A 19,843-nucleotide genomic window follows, 5' to 3' on the forward strand; every position below is an offset into this window, starting at 1 on the left:
GTCCCTAACGCCTGGCTCGCCCGTGCTTTATCGTCGAAAAAGGTACTAGAAGGATGATTTACAACCCCGTAGCGAATAAATCAGGAGTGGATGAGAAGCGGGCGATCATTGCGGGAGTTTGCAAACCCACATTGATTGCCTTTCATATCCGCCGCCGCCGATCAAGCTGCGGAATCGCCGTCTGCGCCACCTCCACCCGCTGCACCTGCGCCACGGTCCTGGCGGCCAGTTGCGCCAGCGTCGGCTGACTGAACAGGCTGCGCGCATCCACCTCCAGCCCGGCCTTGCGCAGGCGCGCGACCAGGTTCACCGCCAGCAGCGAGTGCCCGCCCAGTTCGAAGAAGTGGTCGTGGCGCCCTACCCGCTCCAGCTTGAGCACCTGCGCCCAGATGCCGGCCATCAGGGTTTCCACTTCGCCCTGGGGCGCTTCATAGGCGCGGCTGAGCACCGCTTCCAAACCCGGTTCTGGCAACGCCTTGCGGTCGAGTTTGCCGGCGGGGTTGAGGGGGAGTTCTTCAAGCGCCACGAAGGCCGCCGGTACCATGTATTCCGGTAACTGCTGCAGTACATGAACGCGCAAGTCTTCCAGGCTCGGCGCCGGTCCGCGCAGGGTGAAGTAAGCGACCAGTCGCTCATCGCGAATCAGCACCGCCACCTCACGCAACGCTGGATGCGCCAGCAGGCACGATTCGATTTCGCCCAGTTCCAGACGCACGCCGCGCAGCTTGACCTGGAAGTCGTTACGCCCAAGGAATTCCAGGTTACCGTCCGGCTGATAGCGCACCAGGTCGCCGGTGCGGTACAGCCGATCCCCCGGCACAAACGGGCTGTCGATAAAGCGTTCGGCCGTCATCTGCTCCAACCCCAGGTACCCACGGGCCACGCCGACGCCGCCGATATGCAACTGGCCGCTGACGCCCATGGGCACCGGCGCGTCGTGTTCGTCCAGCACATACAGGCGCGTATTGTTGATCGCCCGGCCGATGGGCAATTGCAGCGCCGGGACCGGTGCGCCGGGTTCCAGGGTCCAGGCGCTGCTGTCCACCGTGGCTTCGGTGGGGCCGTAGACGTTATGCAGGCGCACCTTGGGCAAACGCGCCTGCACGCCACGGGCCAGGGCTTCGGTGAGTTCGCCGCCGCCGCACAGCACATCGGTGAGGCTGGTGCACAGCGCGGACTCTTCCAGTTCAAGGAACTGCTGCAACATTGCCGGTACGAATTTGATCACGGTGATCTGTTGCTCGCGAATCACCTGCGCCAGGTAAGCCGGCTCGCGATGACCATCGGGCCGCGCCAGAACCAGGCGCATGCCATTGGCCAGCGGCCAGAACAACTCCCAGACCGAGCCGTCAAAGCTGAACGGCGCCCTTTGCAACAGCGCGCCGCCCTCGGCATTGGGGCACAACTGCGAGCCCCAGTGCATCAGGTTGCCCAGGCCACGATGTTCGATCATCACGCCCTTGGGCGTGCCGGTGGAGCCGGAGGTGTACATCACGTAGGCCAGGTTCGCGACGCTCAGCCCTGGCACCGAGGGGTTGCCGTCCGGCGCGTGGCTCCAGGCGCAGTGGTCAAAATCGATCACCGGGATGGCGACTTCACCGGGCAAGTCGCGAGTGGCCGCGTGCACCAGCAGCGCCACCGGTTGGCTGTCCTGAAGCATGTAGGCCAGGCGTTCGCGGGGGTAGCCGGGGTCCAGCGGCACATAGGCGCCGCCAGCCTTGAGGATCGCGAGCAACCCCACTACCAGGTCCAGGCCGCGCTCGACGCACAGCGCCACGCGCGAATCTGGCTGCACGCCACGCTCGCGCAGGTGGAAGGCCAGGCGGTTGGCGCGCTCGTTGAGTTCGCGATAAGTCAGTTGCAGCTCACCGGCCTGCACCGCCACCGCGTGGGGAATGTGCCGCGCGTGGGCTTCGAACAGCGCCTGGACGGTGAGGGTTTCAGGGTAGTCGGTGGCGGTGGCGTTGAAGTCCAGCAGCAGTGTCTGCACTTCGCGGGCGGGCAGCACCTGCACGTCACGTAAAGGCGCTTGCGGCGTGCGCTCCAGTGCCTCGGCCAAGTTGATCAGCGTGGTTTCCAGGTAGTCCAGGGTACGTTCGGCGCCCACCGTGCGCGGGGCCTTGGCCTTGAGTTTAAAACCGCCGGCGGTATCGTCCACGCTGAGCATGAGCGGGTAGCTGAGGATGTCTTCGGCACTGACCAGAGCAATGCCCGGCACCAGCACGAGGTCGCGCTCGGTATCGGTATGACGGTAATTGAGCAGGCTGTTGAACAGCGGCGCCGCGCCGCTGCAACGCTGGGCCAAGGCCAGCGACGCTTGCTCATGGGCGAGCAAGGCGCTGAGTTGGTGATGGGTGTCACGCAACGCATCCGCGACGTTTTGCCCGGCCAGGTGCAGGCGTAACGGCAAGGTATTGATGAACATACCCAAGGCGCGATCGGCGCCCTCGCCCGCCTGCAAACGGCCGAGCAACACGGTGCCGAACACCCCGTCATCACGGCCCGCCACGCGGCTGAGCACCTGGGCCCAGGCCAAGTGGAACAGGCTGGCGGCGCTGACGCCCACACCACGGGCCTGGGCACGCAAGCGCCGGTTGAGGTCGTCACTCAGTGCACGCTGCGCTTCTTCGGTATCCGCCCGATTGGCCTGGCGCTCCTGCACGCCGAAGGCAAACGTGGGCTCATCCACATCGCCCAGTTGCGCACGAAAAAACGCCTCATGGGCCGCCTGGCGCACCGGTGAACGGGACTGCGCCACCACATTGCGATACGGCACCGGCGCCGGCAATTGCGCCTGTTGGCCGAGCAGGTGGGCGCGGATTTCCTGCATCAGAATCGTGGTGGACGTCGCATCGTTGACCAGGTGATGAAAGCGCAGCCGGGCCACCCAACCCGTGGGCGCTTCGGCATAGTCCAGCGCCATCAACGGTGCCTGGCGCAAGTCCAACGGGCTGTCACCGTCACGCCAAGGTTCCACACGCAGGCGGGCCGCACGCCACACCACTTGCATCGGCTGCTCCAGGGCATCCCAGGCCAGGCTGGTGCGCAGGATGTCGTGGCGGTCGATTACCTGTTGCAGGGCCAGGGCAAAGGCGTCCAGTTGGTCGCGCCGCGCAAAGCTGAACTGTGCCTGTTGCTGGTACGGGTCATGCTCGTCGGTGAGGTGGTGGTAGAGCAAACCTTCCTGTAACGGCGCCAGGGGGTAGATTTCCTGGACGTTGGCCGCACCGCCGGGAATACCGGCATTGATACGATCAATGCTGGCTTGATCGAGCTCGGCCAGCGCCAGCAACTCCGGGGTGATATGGCGACAATCAGCGGGGACGCGATTGGCCGGCACCTCCACGTCGCTGCCTTCACTCACCGCCGCCAGCGCCGCCAACGTCGGCTGGCCGAACAGCACCTGCACATCGGCGCGCAACCCGGCCTGGCGCATGCGCTGCACCAATTGCACGGCAAGCAACGAGTGCCCGCCCAGTTCAAAGAAATGGTCGTGACGGCCCACTTGCTGCACCTGCAACAGTTCGGCCCAGAGTTGGGCGAGGACGGTTTCCACACCGGCTCGCGGCGCTTCGAACCGGCGAGTGACGAACGCCACCTGGGTCGGCGCCGGCAATGCCTTGCGATCGAGTTTGCCGTTGGCGGTCAGGGGCCACGCCTCCAGGGGCATGTAGGCCGCCGGCAGCATGTAGTCCGGCAATGAGGCGTGCAGGTGGGCACGCAGGGTTTCGATGTCCACGGGCTGGCGTGGGATAAACCAGGCGAGCAGTTGCCCGTCGCGAGATTGCACCACGGCTTCCTGAACATCCGCATGGGTGGCCAGGGCCGATTCGATTTCCCCCAGCTCGATGCGCATGCCACGGATTTTCACCTGGTCGTCATTGCGGCCCAGGTATTCAAGGTTGCCGTCGGGCAACCAGCGCGCGAGGTCGCCGGTGCGGTACATCCGGCCCGGCGCAAACGGGTTGTCGAGAAAACGTTCGGCGCTCAGTTCCGGGCGATTCAGGTAGCCGCGCGCCACGCCTTTACCGCCGACGTAAACCTCCCCCGCCACGCCGATGGGAACAGCGCGCTGCCGCTCATCCAGCAGGTAGATTGCCGCGTTGGCGACGGGCGCACCGATATGCAACGGCTGGCCTGCCTCGACGCGGCCGAAGGTGGCAACCACGGTGGCCTCGGTGGGACCGTAGTTGTTGATCACATCGAAAGTCTGCGCACGCGAGAAGCTGCGCAGACGGTCACCGCCGATCAGCAAGGTGCGCAGGGTCGGGTGCTCCAGCCGCTGGCTGAAGGCGTATTCAGCCACCGGTGTCGGCAGGAAGCACACATCCAGCGGCTGCGCACGCCACCAACCGAGCAGCGCGTCGATGTCCTCTGCGCCGTCATGGGCCGGTGGCAGGTGCAAGGTGGCGCCCACGCACAACGCCGGCCAGACTTCCCAGGCCATCGCGTCAAAACCAAAGCCTGCGACGCTGGCGGTGTGGCTGCCCGCGTGCAGGTTGAAGGCCTGGCAGTGCCAGTCCACCAAGTTGCAGACGCTGTGGTGTTCGACCATCACGCCTTTGGGCAAACCGGTGGAGCCCGAGGTGTAGATCACATAGGCGAGGTTCGACGGCTTGACCGCCACGTGCGGGTTGGCACCGAACTGGCGCGTCAGTCGGTCCAGCTCGATCACCGGCGCCGCCTGGGCAGGCAGGCGCTGCAGCAAATCATGCTGGGTCAGCACCACCACCGGCGCGCTGTCTTGCAGCAGATAGCTCAAGCGTTCGGCGGGATGGGCCGGGTCGACCGGCACGTAGCAGGCGCCAGCTTTGAGAATCCCCAGCAGGCCCACCAGCGTGTCCAGACCGCGCCGCGCCAGGACGGCCACACGGTCATCGGGTTGCACACCCAACTCGATCAGTTGATGGGCCAAGCCATTGGCTTTTTGATTAAGTTGGGCGTAGGTCAACGGGTGGCCCTGGTAAATCGCGGCCACAGCGTCCGGCGTGCGCACGGCCTGGGCTTCGATGCGGGCGTGCAGGGTGTGTGGCTGCGCGTGCGCTTGTTCAGTGGCGTTCCATTGCTGCAGTCGGGCCTGTTCGGCGGGTGTGACCATGCAGAACGCGCCGACTGGCAACTCGGTGTTATCCAGCCCCTGCTCCAGCAACCAGGTAAAGCGCTGGGTCAGGGCGAACACCTCGTCGTGCTGGAAGTACGCTTCGTTGTAGACGCAATGCAGACTTGCGGTGTCCTGGTGGCGGTTGCTGCGCAGGTGGAAGGCGATCGGCAGCGCTTCATGGTGGTTGGACACCTTGATCGCCCGGGCCTGGGTGGCGCCGTAGCGCAGTTCATGGGCGTCCTGCTCGAAGGACACCGACAGGTCGAACAGTTGGGCGCGATCGGCACGGTGCAGGCCCAGCTCGCGGTTCATCTCGCTCAACGGGAAACGCTGGTGACGGAAATCCTGCTTGAGCTGGTCGCGCACGCCGCGCACCAAGGCACCGAACGGCAGGTGTTCATCAAACTGCAAACGCACTGCGCTGACCTGGGCAAACAAGCCCACGGTGGCGCGAAAACGCGCGTTGGAACGGTTCAGGATCGGCACCCCTACTACCCAATCGGGGCGCTGGGCAGTGCGGGTGAAATACACATACATCGCCGCCAGCAGCACATGGAACGCCGAGGCCTGGTAACGGCTGGCCAGCTGTTCCATGCGCTTGAGCAGGGCGATGGGAAAGGGTTGCGCCAGGGTGTTGCTGGGCGTGTTGGCGACGTACTTCGAGGGGAACAAAGGCTCTGGCAGTACCTGGTATTTATCCAGCCAGTAGGCGCGATCGCGGGTGAAGCGTGTTGAGTCGCGGTAGCGCTGGTCGGCGTCGATAAAGTCGATATAGGACGGCGCCGGTGGCTCGGGTGGGTAGCCTTGTTCAAGAGCGGTATACAGGTGCGCCAACGATTGCAGCATCTGTCCAAAACCCCAGCCGTCGAGGATCACATGATGGGCCTGGGTGCCGAGCCGGTAGTGGTTGTCGGCGAGCTTGACCAGGAAAAAATGGAACAGCGGCGCGCCCTCCCGCGGATACGGCCGTGCCATGTGCGCCTGCATCAAGGCCTGGCTCGCTGCATGCGGGTCGGGCAGTGCGCAGAAATCGTGCTGTGCCACTTCGGTCACCAACGCAGGGGCGAAGGTTTGTCGAGGCAGGCCGTGGTCATCACTGTGCAGTTGAGTGCGTAGCGCGTCGTGCCGGGCCACCAACTGCTCGACGGCGCGCTGGATCAATTCAGGCGCTACCGCACCTTCGAAGTCGACATAACCGCCGATGTTGTAGAGCGGTGAGTCGCCCATCCGCAGTTGATCGAGCCAGATGTCCTGTTGGGCCGAGGTGAGGGGGAAGCTGGCCGGCAGGTTGGGAAATTGCTGCATAAGATCCTTCTCATGGGTGTCAGGCGCTGGCCGCGCAGGGAGCCCCATGACGGCGAAATTGCCGGATTTGAGCATGGGGGTCGGGGGCTGTCTGTCACCCGAAACCCGGACATTCAAATGGATGGATCCGGGTTGGCTGAAGGTTCACTGCTGAAACGATTAAAGAGTTGTAGGACATCGACTACATCTGGTCGCTGCTGGTTTTTTACAACGGCCCTTTAAAATAACTATTTTCTATATAAATCATTAACTTAAGCGGTAATCAGATTTGCGCTGCGTTTTTCTTGACCGGAAACAGCTTTCAGAAACGTCGAATTAATGACGTGGTTTTTATGGCAGCTTGTGTCCCTCGTTTCCGCTACATACGTAGGACAAATCCCCTGGCTAAATAAAATCTCGAGTGCCGACTCTCGTTCATGAGGAACGGATCGCCCCCCAGAGGCCCAGGGAGTTCGTTGACGGTTTTCGACATCAAGGATGAGATGGCTATGAGTTTGAAGCGCAGCATGGGTAACACACAGAGCCCGAATTTCTACGCTGAAATGGGTGAATTGATTGCACACAGCGGCCATGAGGCGTTTGCCGACCATATGCTGCATCTGGTCAGCAAATGGATACCGATCCACTTGGTGGACCTCAGTGAATGGACCCTCGACGAGCTGCGCGACCGCGTGCTCGATATCAAGCTCCTTGGCAGCGCTGGCCAGAAGCAGGACTTGCCTGCGCCTCTGGCCGTACGCCCGTTGGACGACCACCCGCTGCTGCAGCAAATGCTCAGCATGCAGGACCCATTGCTGATCCAGATGAGCGCCAAACCCAACAGTGCCAACCCTCGCGGCACCTCGCACCAGTGCAACCTGGTGTCGCGCCAGGGCAACCGGCGCTGTGTGATTTCGTTCTACCGGCCGCCGAGCGAGCGCGGGTTTTCCTTGGCCCAGTTGTCGTTTCTCAAGTGCCTGTCCGACACCCTGCTGCCGCTGATCGAACGGCACGCCAACGTGCTGCGCCAGGCGCCGCAGGCCCAGGCGGAGCCGAGCTATACGCTGCTTGAGCAATCGCAATTGCAACGCGAGTTCTACAAGCGCCTGTCCCTTGGAGACATCACCCTGTCGGCCCGTGAGCAGGAAGTGTGCCTCGGCCTGTTGACCGGCGGCACCGTGCCGCAGATGGCGGAAAAGCTCAGCGTGAAAAACAGCTCCATCGAGACCTACCTCAAGCGCGCCGCCGCCAAGCTGGGTGTGAGTGGCCGACATGGGTTGGCGAAGTGGATGGTGGGCGCTTGATGAAAACACTCTCTCTCGCCGGCATGGCCTTCGTGCTCGCTGGCTGCTCGCTGATCCCTGAGTACCAGCGGCCCGTGGCGCCGACGCCTGAACAGTATCCGCAGGCCGGCGTGTATGCGCTGGCGCAGGCCGGCACGCTGGCGCCCTCCTCGGACTGGCAGCAACTGTTCCATGACCCGGCGCTGCAACAGCTGATCCGCGAAGCATTGGTCAACAACCGTGATCTGCGGGTGGCCGCGTTGAACGTCGAGGCCTTCCAGGCGCAGTACCGTATCCAGCGTGCCGACCTGTTCCCGGCGGTGTCCGCCACCGGTGCCGGCACCCGCCAGCGTGTGCCTGGGGAGGTGAATGGCACCGGTAAGTCGGCGATCACCTCCACCTATTCCGCCACCCTTGGCATCAGCGCCTATGAGCTGGATTTTTTCGGCCGCGTGCGCAGCCTCAGCGAGCAGGCAATGCTCACGTACCTGGGCACCGAAGAGGCGCGGCGCAGCGCGCAATTGAGCCTGGTGGCCAACGTCGCCAATGCCTACCTGACCTGGCGCGCCGACCAGGAACTGCTGGCCCTGGCCCGGCAAACCCTGACGGCCAACGACCACAGCCTGCACCTGACCAGCCGGAGTAAAACCGCGGGTAAAGCGTCAGCCCTGGACGTGGTGCAAGCGCGCACCAGCGTCGAAAGCACCCGCGCCAGCGTGGCCCGGTATGAGCGCCAGGTGGCGCAAGACCTCAACAACCTGGCGCTGCTGGTGGGTGGCCCGGTGGATCAAGCGTTGCCATCCCGTCCATTGGCGGATGACCTGGTGGCCAGCGTGCCCGCCGGGTTGCCCTCGGATCTGCTGCAGCGCCGCCCGGACATCCTCCAGGCCGAGTACCAACTGCGCGCCGCCAATGCCAATATCGGCGCCGCCCGCGCCGCGTTCTTCCCGTCGGTGAGCCTTACCGCCAACGCCGGCAGCACCAGCACCGAACTGTCGGGGCTGTTCAAGGGCGGCTCTGGCAGCTGGACGTTCCAGCCGCAAATCAACCTGCCGATCTTCAACGCCGGCAGCCTGCGCGCCAGCCTCGACTACGCCAAACTGCAAAAGGACATCACGGTGGCGCAGTACGAAAAATCCATCCAGACCGCCTTCCAGGAAGTCGCCGACGGCCTGGCGGCCCGGCAGACCTATACCGACCAGCTCAATGCACAACGGGATTTCGTCGCCGCTAACCAGGCGTATTACGATTTGGCCCAACACCGCTATCGCAGCGGCGTGGACAGCAACCTGACCTTCCTCGACGCCCAACGCTCGCTGTTCAGCGCGCAACAGGCACTGATCGTGGATCGGCTGGCACAGTTGGTGGCGCAGGTGAACCTGTACACCGCGCTGGGTGGGGCGTGGGGGGATGGGGCAGTGCTGACGACGCAGCGCTAGAGCAATGCCCATGGGCAACATCCTTGTAGTGAGCAGGCTTGCCCTGCGCCGGGCTGCGCAGCGGCCCCATTACTCAACAATCCCGCGCACCCGAGACTTTGTGGCGAATGGTGTTGGGGCCGCTGCGCAGCCCAGCGCGGGGCAAGCCCGCTCACCACATAGAGCAAGCTCGCTATGCGCAGAGCAAGATCATTGAAATGACCAACCAGCTGTTCCCTGAAGTGGCCTACGGCACCACCCGGCCTACTCTTTCCCCACAGCCAGACTGAATGGCGAAAATCCGGCAAATTCCCAACGCAACGCCAATGCTGCCGGCCGCCGTACCACGTGCTCCACGGTCACCGTCCACAACCGCTGCGCACCTTCAAACGCCGCCACTTCGGGGCCATCGAGTATCAGCGTGGTATGCCCGACAACCTGCAGTACATCACCCGATTCAAAGTCGATGAACAGCAGCCCTGCCACCGGGTTGGCTGCCAGATTGCCCAGGGTGTTGAAGAACAGGTTGCCGGCAAAGTCCGGGATGGTCAGGACATTGCCATCGACGTGCACAAAGCCGGTGTTGCCGCCGCGATGGGACACGTCCACCGAGCGTTCGCCATCCGCGTCCACATAGCTGGCGACGAAGAAGGTGTCGGCTTGGCGAATCATCGTTTGTGCGTCAAGGTCCAGGATGGCAGTGCGTTCGGCCACGGTACCGGGTTTGCGTGCGACGCCCTCCACGGGCCGCAATTGGATGTACTTGGGGCAGTTGCCGAAGGTGTGCACCACGTCTACCGAAAACCCCGCGTGATCCAGGGCGCCGATGCGGCCGTTCATGCGGTTGCGGCGGCGGGTGTTGAGGTCGATGCCCAGCACACCCACCGCAGCGCCGAGGCGCAAGGCCGTGCGGGCGGGATCACTGGCAGACGGCAGGCTGTCGATCTGCAAGTTGTGCGGGTCGGGCGAGTGGGCGAACCCCGGCGCGCCTTCCACCAGCGTCGCCCAAGGAAGGCCCTGCTCATCCACTACGCCGAGCAGCAGGTACGGCAACCAGGGATAAAAGTCGCGATGCTGCTCCGGCAAATGATCGCGAATGACTTTGGGGCCAACCACGGCCATGCGTTCGGCCACGCCGGCGCTTTCCTGCATCTGCCGTTCACCGGCATGCCAGGGGGACTGTTCGATAGGGTTCATGGCGAGCACCTCCAATGGGATGTGTCGATGCTGCGCGCTGCACGGCGGCGAGAGAATACCCACGCCAGGCAATCCACTGTTACGCCAGCTGAAATGCCGGATGACCGCGCAACGCCGCCACACAATGGTCGACAAAACTGCGCACGCGCATCGGCGCATTGCGGCCCTCGCGATACACCACGTTGACCGGCAGCGGCGGCCCTTCAAAGGCTGGCAGGATCCGGCGCAATTGCCCGCTGTGCAGCGGCTCGTGCAGCGGATAGCTCAGGCAACGCACCACACCGGCACCCTGCACGGCTGCGTTGATCGCGCCTTGCACCGTGGAGCAACCCAACCGCGCACGGGCCTTGAGCAAATAGCCGGGAAACTCCCACCGCACCTGATCGGCACTGGCGATCAACTGATGCTGCTTGAGCTCGCTCGGGTGCCGGGGTTCGCCGTGGGCGGAGAGGTAATCGGGGCTGGCGCAGAGGATTTGCCGCACGTGCCCGAGCGGCCGCGCAATCAGCGCAGAACTGGGCAGCGCGCCCACCAGGATCGCCACGTCCAGGCCATCTTCGTGCAGGTTGGGGTCGTAGTCGTGATAACGCGCCACTATGCGCACGTTGGGGTAACGCTCCAGGTAGTCGGCCAATACCGGTGCCATCAGGTAACGGCTGAACAATAACGGCAAAAACACCCGCAGAGTGCCCTGGGCCTGCACGTGCAACCCCTTGGCCGAGGCTTCGGCGGCGTCCACACTGGCCAGCAGGCGCTGGCAGTCGGCCAGGTAGGCGCTGCCGGCGTCGGTCAGGCTCACGCCTTGGGTGCTGCGTTGCAGCAACGTCACGTGCAGTCGCGTTTCCAACCGGGCGATTGCGCGCACCAGGGTCGGGCCGGAGACACACGCACGGCGCGCCGCCGAGGCCAGGCTCGGTTGACCGGCCAAGGCCGCGAACAGCTGCATATCGCGATAACGCTCCATCAGCCGCGCCGCTGGAGCGCCGCGTCCTGGCCCAGGCGCTGGCTGAGAAAATCCACAAAGGTGCTGACCTTGGCCGGGACACGGCCGCTGTTCTGGAACACCAACTGGATCGGCAGCGGTGCCGGTTCATAGGCCTCCAGCACAATCTCCAATTCACCGGCCGCCACTGCCGCCGCGACTTGGTACGACAGCACACGGGTCATGCCCCAACCCAGGCGCGCCAGGCTGATCGCCGCGTTGTTCGCCGAGACGACCAGGCGCGGTTCGAGGGGCACCGTCAGCGTCTGGTCGCCCTGGACAAACGCCCACTCGCTTACCGATTGGCCGCCAGAGGATAAGGAAATGATCCTGGCCCCATGCAATTGGTCGGGGTGTTCGGGCCGACCGTGCTCGTCGAGATAGCCGGGCGACGCGCACACCACACGGCGCACCTCGCCCACCCGGATCGCCTGCTGCGCCGGCTCATGCAGATGGCCGATGCGCACGGCCACGTCGACGCCCTCGTCCGTCATGTTCACCACGCGGTCCACCAACAAGGCATTGATGTTCACGTGGGGAAAGCGGTCGAGATAGTCACCCAGCGCCGGCGCCACATACAGCTCGCCAAACAGCACCGGTGCGGTCACTGTCAGCTGACCGCAGGGGATGGAATAACTGCCCGCCGCCGCTTCCTCGGCTTCGTCCAGCTCGGCGAGGATGCGCCGACAGTCTTCCAGGTAGCGCTGGCCGGCTTCGGTCAGGTGCAGGCTGCGCGTGGTGCGCGCCAGCAGTTGGGTGCCGATGCGTTGCTCCATGGCCGCGATCGCACGGGTTACGCTGGGTGGCGAGGTATTGAGGCGGCGAGCGGCGGCGGCGAAGCCCTCCTCCTCGGCCACGGCCAGGAACACCTGCATTTCGTGAAATCGGTCCATCGGGGCTCCTGTAGTTTTTTGTGGCGGGGGCTTGCTCTCGTTGTTGGGTTGCGCAGCGGAACTGAAAAGCCGGGAGCGCTTCGCACTCCAGCGCGAGCAAGCTCGCTCACCACAGTAGCTCGCTCACCACAGTAGCTCGCTCACCACAGGGGTTCATATCATGCCGCTTGCAACCCCACCGCCGTACGCGGCATGCCGACAAAACCCGCAAGTGCCTCAATGCGCGCGAGCCAGCCACGCACTTCAGGGTAGTCGGCCAGCGACACATTACCTTCCGGCGCGTGGGCGACGTAGGTATAGAACGCAATATCGGCAATGCTCGGTTGCTCGCCGGCCAGGAAGCGCGTTTCGCTCAGTTGCTGTTCCAGCAATACCAGCAAGGCATGGGCACGGCTGATAGCCGCCGCCGCATCCACATCAGCGCCAAACACCGTCGCCAACCGCGCTGTCGCGGGCCCGGCATGCAGTTGCCCGGCAGCTGCCGACAGCCAACGCTGGACCCGCGCCTGCCCCACCGGATCACTCGGCAGCCATTGGCCGTTGCCGTATTTCGTGGCGAGGTAAACCAAAATTGCATTGGAATCGGCGAGCACGGTGCCGTTGTCGTCAATCGCCGGCACCTGGCCGAAGCGGTTGATCGTCGTAGTGAACTCGGCGGATTTGTGCGCGCCTTGCTTGAGGTCAACCAGGATAAATTCCGTAGGCAGGCCCAACAGGGAGAGCATCAGCTCAGCCCGGTGGGAGTGGCCGGACAGCGGGAAACCATAGAGTTTGATCGCGGACGGGGACATGAACGGCTCCAAAAGTGAGGGTATCGACGCCAGGCATGGTCCATCGCGGCGCCGATTGTTGGAATCACCAGGATTTACAATCCAGCATTTCACCTGTCGAAACAATCACGCACGCTCTTCAAGCCGATCGCGCAAAAACCGATGACTCACCGAAAACAACCGTCGATAGGTGAGCAACACGGCACCTACCGTGCCCAACGCCGACGATGCGGCGATCAAAAACATGATCACGATCTGATACCGCACCGCGTCCACCGGACTTTCCCCCGCCAGTACCTGGCCGGTCATCATGCCGGGCAGGCTGACGATGCCGACCACGGTCATCTGGTTCAGCGTCGGGATCATGCCGGCGCGCACAGCTTGGCGGATGGCTTCCTGGGCGGCTTCCCAGCGTGAGCCGCCGAGGGCCAGGATCATTTCGATGGTGTTGCGGCCCGAAGTGAGTTCCTGGGTCATGCGTTCGATGCCCAGGGACACGCCTGTCAGGGTGTTGCCGAGGATCATGCCCAGGATCGGGATCGCGTATTGCGGCTCGTACCAGGGGTGAATGCGGATCACCGCAAACAGGCCCACCGCCGTCACCAGCCACGAACTGCCCCACACCGACAGGATGCTGTCGACCTTTTGCCCACGGTAAGTCCTGCGCCCACGCCCCGCCGCCGACAACCCCGCGATCAAGGTCATCGCACACATCAGGGGCAGCACCACGTACCAATAGGCGAACTCGAACACCCAGCCCAGCAGATAACCGATGGCCAGCAATTGCACCACGGTGCGCACGGCCGCCCACAACAGTTGGCGCCCCAGGCCCAGGCGCAGCAGCAACGACAACGCGCCGTTGATCAGGATCAGCGACGCGGCGATGCCCATGTCCAGCGCGGTAAGGTTTTGATAGTTCATGGCTGGGCCGCTCCGCTGAGGACACCGGCACTCATGTGCAGGTGGATGTCGCTCATGCGCCGGGCCTGTTCCAGATCGTGGGACACCCAGATATAGGCACGGGCCTTGTCGCCGGCAAACCAGGCATCGATCAACGCTTCCACATCGCGCGATGACGCAGGGTCGAGGGCGGCGGTGGGTTCGTCGAGCAACAGCACTTCAGGATTGAGTTGCAGGGTGCGGATCAGCGAGACCACTTGGGACTCACCGCCCGACAGGTCCAACGCGTTCTTGCTCAAAAAATCCGCCGCCTTGCCGGCATGCCCCAGCAAGGTCGTCACCGCATTCCGGTCGAACTGGCGTTGGCGCAGGGTCTTAAGGCTGAACGGGAAACGCAGGTTGTCCTCCACCGTGCCTTCAAGCAGCGCAGGACGCTGGGACAGATAGCTGATATGGCTGCGGTAATGGGGGATCTGCGCGTTGGCGATCGGCTGGTTGTTCCACAGCACTTGCCCGGAACTCGGCGTATCGAGCAAGGCCAGCGCACGCAGGAACACGCTTTTTCCAGAACCGGATGAACCGGTGATAGACACGCGGTCGGCGCGCTTGAGGATGAAATCCGTGGGCTGCAGCAACGCCACCTGGCGGCGCTCGTCCATGCGCGTCAGGGCGCGGGTCTGTATCAAAGGGGTGTCAGTCATGCACTCTTTACTCGGTTGAACGGCTTGCAATCCACTGCCTCGCTGCCTATATTCCGTGCCTGGCGCTGTCTACGCCACCTTCCGCGGAAAGGGCTGCGCCCAGGATCCTTGACTGAATATCACACTTCTACGACTCCCAACCTGAAAGCGGAAAAGGTTTGTGCAAGGAGATCGTATGCCGCAACGCCCGTTATCTTCCAACACCGATGGCCGTCTCAACCTTGAGCAGCAGCGCAAGCGCGCCAAGGAGCTGTTGGCGCGCCTCAAGGCCCAGGACCCGACTGCGACTTTGTCCAAGGCTCAATGGCAGATCGCCAAACAGCTCGGCTTCAGCAGTTGGCCCAAGCTCAAGGCCCATATCGACGCCCTCGACTTCGCCGCCCGCCACCCTGGTTTCGACGCCAGCGATGAAGCCCGCACCACCCACTGGCGCTGCGGCAATGACATCGCCCATAGCTTGCAAGTGGCGGGGTTCAAGGGCCGGTTCCAGATGCTCAGCGACCCGCTGTGCATGGGCCCGGTGCGTGACCTGCCGAGCCAGGCATTCCGTGCCATGCGCAGTACGTTTATCAGCCAGTCGTTCAGCATCGACCCCGCCGATGCCGCGCGCCGCGTCGACGATGAGTACAACCACCTCGACACCCTGGCCAGCGCCGAACACAGCGTGTTGTGGTGCGAGGCGGATGCGTATGACCAACTGTTCCTGATCCGCGCACTGGCCGGCCTTGAGCGGGCGCCGCGCAAGCTGGAGTTGATCGAGGTGGACCGCATCCCCGGCGTCGAGCGCTTTATCGGCATCGGCCAACTGGCGCCTGATGTGCTCGCCTGGCTTTGGCCACAGCGCAAGCCAATCGCAGACGATGCAGTGCACTTGGCCAAACAGGCCTGGTCGGCCTATTGCGACAGTTCGCCAATAGCATGGGCCGAGTTGGCCCACGGCAAGCACACCGCCCTGCCCTTGCTGGCCCCGGCGCTGTTGCGCCAGCTGCAGGAATTGCCGGGAACACACGATGGTCTGTCACTGACCGAGCGCCTGGCCCTCACCTACCTCGCCGAAGCCGGACCCATGCCGTTTGGCCGGGTGTTCGCCGAGTTGATGGCCAAGCGCGAGCCGCTGCCGTTCCTGGGGGACATGATGTTTCACGCGTTAATGCGGCCGCTGATTGATACAGAGCACCCATTGCTGACCGAGACCGAGCCACACAAACCCTGGCCGCAGCGCCTGTTGGCGCTGACCGCATTGGGCCAGGACGTGCTCCATGGCCAAGCGTATTGGCCCGACCACGCCACGCAGGAGCGCTGGGTCGGCGGCGTGCGTATCACCCCCGGCCAGCCGCATTGGATGATTGATGAACATGCGCATCCGCACTGGCGCAGCCCTACCTGATTCCTGCTGCACCCAACCCAACCCAACCTACGGGATGATGAACAGTTGCCCTTCGAACGCAAACGCCAGCTCAAGCAACAGGCGTTGGATTTGCAGGAGTAACCGGACTCAGTGCCGCAGCAACTTGCGCAGCGGCACGCCATCCTTGAGCACCGGCGACTTGATCACGATGTAGCTGAAGTACTTGGAGATGCCGATGTTCTTGTCCAACAGGCTTTCCACCACTTCCTGATAGTGCTGGATGCTGCGGGTCATAAAGCGCACCAGGTAATCGTAGCCGCCGCTGATCAAATGGCATTCGAGCACTTCGTCCACCAGGCGGATATTGGATTCGAACTTGGCGAAGTCTTCGCGTTTGTGGTCGCTGAGGGTGATCTCGGTGAACACCGTGACCGAGTCGGTGATTTTGGCCAGGTTCAAGTGCGCCTTGTAGCTGGAAATATACCCCGCCGACTCCAGCCGCTTGACCCGTTGCAGGCACGGGCTGGCCGACAGGCCCACGGCGTCGGCGAGGCTGACGTTGGTCATCCGGCCGTCCTTTTGCAGTTCGACCAGAATACTGATGTCGATACGGTCCAGCTTGACTTGCCCTTCCATTGCCTACCTCTTGACTGCCGTTTGTAAGCAATCTTCTAGCAAAATCAGCGCCGTAAAGACAGCTGATGCTGCGCCACCAGATCCGCCATGCTGTTGATGCAATACTCCGCCGCGCACGGCGAAGGCTGCCGGGCCCGCTGGCGGCCGATCAAACAGCGGTCCAGCGCACCCTCTGCGCCGACCGACGGGCCCGTCACATGCAGCACCGGTTGCATCTCTGCTGCCTGTTCGTTGAGCCATTGCGGGTCATCAGCCAGGGAAATGAAATCTTCCGGTGCAATGCCCAGCCGCTCGCACAACACGCCACGATCCTCGGCATCGCGGTCGCCACGCACCCGCAAGCGGTAGAACTTGCGCAAGTAGAGCATAGCCCCCGGCGCGTCCTCGAACAGTGACCAATTGCCCGCCGAACGGGCGAAGGTCATGCCCTCCTCCCAACTGGCGTGCACACCCCAGCGTTCGGCGAGTTGACGATGGGCAAAACACAGTACGCCACTGAAGCCCAACTCCGCGAAGCGCGGGTACAAGGCTGCGACCACCGCGCCATACTCGGTCAACACCTGCTCCCTGGACGACTGCCCGCCACGGCTGTCGAGCAGCGGTTGCAGCGCCGCCCACACCCCCGAATCGCGGTCCACCAGCACTTCATCGCAATCGATCAGCAACGCTCGATAATCTGTCAGTCCCATGTGGGGTCAAGCCTCCAATGATGCAGTTCACCCTGAACAGGCACAGGCTCAGTTCAAGACCCGTGCCAACGCGCCGTCGAGGATTTCCAGGGCTTCGTCGACCTGGGCCTCGGTGGCCACCAACGGCGCGAGGAAGCGCAGTACGTTGCGGTACACACCGCATTTGATCACCAGCAAACCACCGGCGCGGGCTTCATCGATCACGCGCTGGTTGAGGTCGGCATCCGGGGTGCGCGCCGGGTCATCCTTGATCAACTCCATTGCCAGCATAAAACCGGTGCCGCGTACGTCGCCGATGCGCGGGTAGCGCGCCTGCAAACCAAGCAGGCCCTGGCGCAGGCGTTCACCCAACACTTGGCTGCGGGCCAGTAATTGCTCGTGCTCGAAGGCATCGATCACCGCCAATGCCGCCGCACAGGCCAGGGCGTTGCCGCCGTATGTGCCGCCCAGCCCGCCGGGCAGCGGTGCGTCCATGATCTGCGCCTTGCCGACCACGCCGGACAACGGCAAGCCACCGGCCAGGCTCTTGGCCACGGTGACCAGGTCCGGCTGGATACCGGCGTGCTGGAAACCGAACCAACTGCCGGTGCGGCCGAAACCGGTCTGGATCTCATCCAGGATCAGCACAATGCCGTGCTTGTCGGCCAGTGCGCGCAAGGCCTGGAGAAACTCGGGCGGCGCGGTGAGGAAGCCGCCATCGCCCTGCACCGGTTCGATAATGATCGCCGCGACGCGCTCCGGCGCCACCTGGGTGGCGAGCAACTCGTGCAGGGCGTTGAGCGCCAGCTCGCTGGTCACGCCGCGATAGGCATTCGGGTACGGCGTGTGGAACACCTCCGGCGCGAACGGCCCGAAGTTCTGCTTGTAAGGTTGGCTCATGCCGGTGAGCGTAGTGCCCAGCAACGTGCGGCCGTGGAAACCGCCCCGAAAGGCAATCACCGCCGAGCGATTGGTATGGGCGCGGGCGATCTTCACCGCGTTTTCCACCGCTTCGGCGCCGGAGGTGAAAAACGCCGCCTTATAGGCCTCCTGCCCACCGATCATTTCGCACAGGCGCTGGGCCAGGTCGAGATAAGGCTTGTACGCCACCACCTGAAAACACGCGTGGGAGACTTTCTGCAATTGCGCCTGCACCGCCTCCACCACCTTGGGGTGGTTATGCCCGATGTTGAGCACGCCGATGCCACCGACGAAATCCAGATAGCGCTTGCCATCCACGTCCCACAACTCGGCGCCCTGGGCGCGGTCGATCACCAGCGGGTGCGCGGTAACCAGCCCACGGGGCACGAATTGCTCGCGCTGACGGAGCAAATGAGGGGTTTCGTCGACTTTGCTGTTCATGGCTTTTCCCATCGTGAGTGCGGCAACCGGAAGGTGATTGCGATGCTGTTCAGAGTACGGCGTGCGGGCAACCAACTACGCCGAACTTGGCCCGTGAGAAATGCGGATCCACTGTTTTGCCCTGGCCTTTCAACAGATCCTGCGCCGGGCTTTGGGCGATCATGAGCGTCTCCTTTATCCAGCAGGAACTCCCCATGGCCTTGCTCTACAAAGCCGACCCGGTGCGCGGCAAACACTGGCAGGCACTGTTCGCCGAACACGCCCCCGACATCGAGTGGCGCGCCTGGCCCGACATCGGCAACCCCGCAGACATCGAATACCTCGCCGCCTGGCAAGCGCCGGACGATGTGGCGCAATTGCTGCCCAACCTGAAGGTGTTGTTTGCGTTGTCGGCCGGGGTCGATCAACTCGACCTGTCCCGCCTGCCGCCGGAACTCCCGGTGGTGCGCCTGCTGGATCCAGGCATCACCCGTGGCATGTGCGAATACGCCAGCTGGGCGGTGCTCAGTGTGCACCGGGACATGCTGCGTTACCGTCAGCAGCAGGTTGCGCGTTGCTGGCAGGGGCACCTGTTGCAGCCGGCGGCGAACCGGCGCGTGGGGGTGATGGGGCTGGGGGCGCAGGCGCAGCAGATTCTGGCGACGTTGGCGCCACTGGGATTTGCGCTGTCGGGGTGGGCGCGCAGCGTTCATCAACTGGCGGGTGTGGAATGTTACGCGGGCGAGGCGCAGTTGCCGGCGTTTCTGGGCCAGTGCGATATTTTGTTGTGTGTGCTGCCATTGACGGAGCAGACCCGAGGGATTCTGGATCGCCGCCTGTTTGAGCAACTCCCCCGAGGTGCGGCGCTGATCAACATGGGCCGTGGAGGGCATCTGGTCGAAGCGGATTTGCTGGAGGCGCTGGGGAGTGGGCAATTGAGTGGTGCGGTGCTGGATGTGCTGCAAGAGGAACCGGCGCCGGCCGAGCATCCGTTCTGGGATCATCCGCAGATTGTGCTGACGCCGCATATTGCGGCAATGACCCAGCCGGCGAGTGCGTTTTGGGGGTTGCTGGAGGATATTCGGCGTCATCAACGGAGGCAGGATATGCTGGGTGAGGTGGATCGGGTACGGGGGTATTGATCCGTTATTTAGCTAGCGGCCAGCGTGTTTGACGGGGCGCCTGAGGTCAAAATCGAGAGTGTCAGATTTTTTGTGTTCGGGCCGGTTACGGCCTGCCGTCAGGCAGGCCATCTTTACCAGGTCGGCCTGATAAATCGATCTCCGTACAGAATCGCAAATTGATTCATTGCGTTCTTCCA

At 63.5% G+C, this 19,843-nt stretch carries 14 protein-coding genes; 4 read left to right on the forward strand and 10 right to left on the reverse strand.

The genetic code is table 11. The features are described from left to right. Nucleotides 1–142: 142 nt before the first annotated feature. Nucleotides 143–6,406 (reverse strand): non-ribosomal peptide synthetase, encoded by a 6,264-nt coding sequence (locus tag EJD88_RS20805; protein ID WP_158878910.1) that lies wholly within the window; start codon nt 6,404–6,406, stop codon nt 143–145. Nucleotides 6,407–6,894: 488 nt separating this feature from the next. Between EJD88_RS20805 and EJD88_RS20810 the strand changes: the two genes are divergently transcribed. Beyond that, entirely contained in the window at nt 6,895–7,689 is a 795-nt protein-coding gene (locus EJD88_RS20810; RefSeq protein WP_158878911.1) for a helix-turn-helix transcriptional regulator, read from the forward strand. Continuing rightward, on the forward strand, nt 7,689–9,107 hold the full coding sequence (adeC, locus tag EJD88_RS20815; protein WP_099586582.1) for an AdeC/AdeK/OprM family multidrug efflux complex outer membrane factor: 1,419 nt from the start codon (nt 7,689–7,691) through the stop codon (nt 9,105–9,107). Before EJD88_RS20810 ends, adeC begins: the two co-directional genes overlap by 1 nt. A gap of 243 nt (nt 9,108–9,350) precedes the next feature. Here adeC and EJD88_RS20820 read toward each other — a convergent pair whose 3' ends face one another. From EJD88_RS20820 to EJD88_RS20845, 6 genes are all read right to left on the reverse strand, one after another. Beyond that, nucleotides 9,351–10,283, reverse strand: a complete 933-nt coding sequence (locus EJD88_RS20820; RefSeq protein ID WP_158878912.1) for a pyridoxamine 5'-phosphate oxidase family protein — start codon at nt 10,281–10,283, stop codon at nt 9,351–9,353. 79 nt (nt 10,284–10,362) lie between these two features. Then, nucleotides 10,363–11,247, reverse strand: a complete 885-nt coding sequence (locus tag EJD88_RS20825; RefSeq protein WP_158878913.1) for a LysR substrate-binding domain-containing protein — start codon at nt 11,245–11,247, stop codon at nt 10,363–10,365. Next, the gene (locus EJD88_RS20830) at nt 11,247–12,158 is read right to left on the reverse strand and encodes a LysR family transcriptional regulator (RefSeq protein WP_158878914.1); all 912 of its coding nucleotides are present in this window, start codon (nt 12,156–12,158) and stop codon (nt 11,247–11,249) included. Before EJD88_RS20830 ends, EJD88_RS20825 begins: the two co-directional genes overlap by 1 nt. A 158-nt stretch (nt 12,159–12,316) precedes the next feature. Then, nucleotides 12,317–12,949, reverse strand: a complete 633-nt coding sequence (locus EJD88_RS20835; protein WP_112196053.1) for a glutathione S-transferase family protein — start codon at nt 12,947–12,949, stop codon at nt 12,317–12,319. Between the two features lie 105 nt (nt 12,950–13,054). Continuing rightward, entirely contained in the window at nt 13,055–13,849 is a 795-nt protein-coding gene (gene fetB / locus EJD88_RS20840) for an iron export ABC transporter permease subunit FetB (RefSeq protein ID WP_099586577.1), read from the reverse strand. Next, on the reverse strand, nt 13,846–14,529 hold the full coding sequence (locus EJD88_RS20845; protein WP_158878915.1) for an ATP-binding cassette domain-containing protein: 684 nt from the start codon (nt 14,527–14,529) through the stop codon (nt 13,846–13,848). The genes fetB and EJD88_RS20845 overlap by 4 nt, the downstream gene beginning before the upstream one ends. Before the next feature lie 175 nt (nt 14,530–14,704). On the opposite strand from EJD88_RS20845, the gene EJD88_RS20850 reads away from it, so the two are divergent. Then, nucleotides 14,705–15,916 (forward strand): DUF1835 domain-containing protein, encoded by a 1,212-nt coding sequence (locus tag EJD88_RS20850; protein WP_158878916.1) that lies wholly within the window; start codon nt 14,705–14,707, stop codon nt 15,914–15,916. Between the two features lie 108 nt (nt 15,917–16,024). Here EJD88_RS20850 and EJD88_RS20855 read toward each other — a convergent pair whose 3' ends face one another. Genes EJD88_RS20855 through gabT form a run of 3 tightly spaced genes read right to left on the reverse strand, consistent with a single transcriptional unit; the run spans nt 16,025 to nt 18,543 of the window. Beyond that, a complete protein-coding gene (locus tag EJD88_RS20855; RefSeq protein WP_010449292.1) occupies nt 16,025–16,513 on the reverse strand; it encodes an Lrp/AsnC family transcriptional regulator in 489 nt (162 codons plus the stop codon). 44 nt (nt 16,514–16,557) lie between these two features. Next, nucleotides 16,558–17,202 carry a 2-haloalkanoic acid dehalogenase gene (locus tag EJD88_RS20860; RefSeq protein ID WP_099586574.1) on the reverse strand — a complete coding sequence of 215 codons (645 nt, stop codon included), beginning with the start codon at nt 17,200–17,202 and terminating at the stop codon, nt 16,558–16,560. A gap of 48 nt (nt 17,203–17,250) precedes the next feature. Next, the gene (gene gabT, locus EJD88_RS20865) at nt 17,251–18,543 is read right to left on the reverse strand and encodes a 4-aminobutyrate--2-oxoglutarate transaminase (RefSeq protein WP_112196055.1); all 1,293 of its coding nucleotides are present in this window, start codon (nt 18,541–18,543) and stop codon (nt 17,251–17,253) included. Between the two features lie 194 nt (nt 18,544–18,737). Between gabT and EJD88_RS20870 the strand changes: the two genes are divergently transcribed. Continuing rightward, complete coding sequence (locus tag EJD88_RS20870; RefSeq protein WP_158878917.1) at nt 18,738–19,664, forward strand: glyoxylate/hydroxypyruvate reductase A; 927 nt, start codon at nt 18,738–18,740, stop codon at nt 19,662–19,664. The last annotated feature ends 179 nt before the right edge of the window (nt 19,665–19,843 follow it).

Source organism: Pseudomonas sp. PB105 (assembly GCF_009764655.1).
GTDB lineage: Bacteria > Pseudomonadota > Gammaproteobacteria > Pseudomonadales > Pseudomonadaceae > Aquipseudomonas > Aquipseudomonas cyclaminis.

Excerpts from the sequence above, each read along its gene's own strand:
- EJD88_RS20810 (WP_158878911.1), top strand. The coding sequence starts at position 6,895 with ATGAGTTTGAAGCGCAGCATGGGTAACACACAGAGCCCGAATTTCTAC.
- fetB (WP_099586577.1), bottom strand. The coding sequence starts at position 13,849 with ATGAACTATCAAAACCTTACCGCGCTGGACATGGGCATCGCCGCGTCG.
- EJD88_RS20820 (WP_158878912.1), bottom strand. The coding sequence starts at position 10,283 with ATGAACCCTATCGAACAGTCCCCCTGGCATGCCGGTGAACGGCAGATG.
- EJD88_RS20835 (WP_112196053.1), bottom strand. The coding sequence starts at position 12,949 with ATGTCCCCGTCCGCGATCAAACTCTATGGTTTCCCGCTGTCCGGCCAC.
- adeC (WP_099586582.1), top strand. The coding sequence starts at position 7,689 with ATGAAAACACTCTCTCTCGCCGGCATGGCCTTCGTGCTCGCTGGCTGC.
- EJD88_RS20850 (WP_158878916.1), top strand. The coding sequence starts at position 14,705 with ATGCCGCAACGCCCGTTATCTTCCAACACCGATGGCCGTCTCAACCTT.
- EJD88_RS20860 (WP_099586574.1), bottom strand. The coding sequence starts at position 17,202 with ATGGGACTGACAGATTATCGAGCGTTGCTGATCGATTGCGATGAAGTG.
- EJD88_RS20870 (WP_158878917.1), top strand. The coding sequence starts at position 18,738 with ATGGCCTTGCTCTACAAAGCCGACCCGGTGCGCGGCAAACACTGGCAG.
- EJD88_RS20845 (WP_158878915.1), bottom strand. The coding sequence starts at position 14,529 with ATGACTGACACCCCTTTGATACAGACCCGCGCCCTGACGCGCATGGAC.
- EJD88_RS20825 (WP_158878913.1), bottom strand. The coding sequence starts at position 11,247 with ATGGAGCGTTATCGCGATATGCAGCTGTTCGCGGCCTTGGCCGGTCAA.
- EJD88_RS20855 (WP_010449292.1), bottom strand. The coding sequence starts at position 16,513 with ATGGAAGGGCAAGTCAAGCTGGACCGTATCGACATCAGTATTCTGGTC.
- gabT (WP_112196055.1), bottom strand. The coding sequence starts at position 18,543 with ATGAACAGCAAAGTCGACGAAACCCCTCATTTGCTCCGTCAGCGCGAG.
- EJD88_RS20805 (WP_158878910.1), bottom strand. The coding sequence starts at position 6,406 with ATGCAGCAATTTCCCAACCTGCCGGCCAGCTTCCCCCTCACCTCGGCC.
- EJD88_RS20830 (WP_158878914.1), bottom strand. The coding sequence starts at position 12,158 with ATGGACCGATTTCACGAAATGCAGGTGTTCCTGGCCGTGGCCGAGGAG.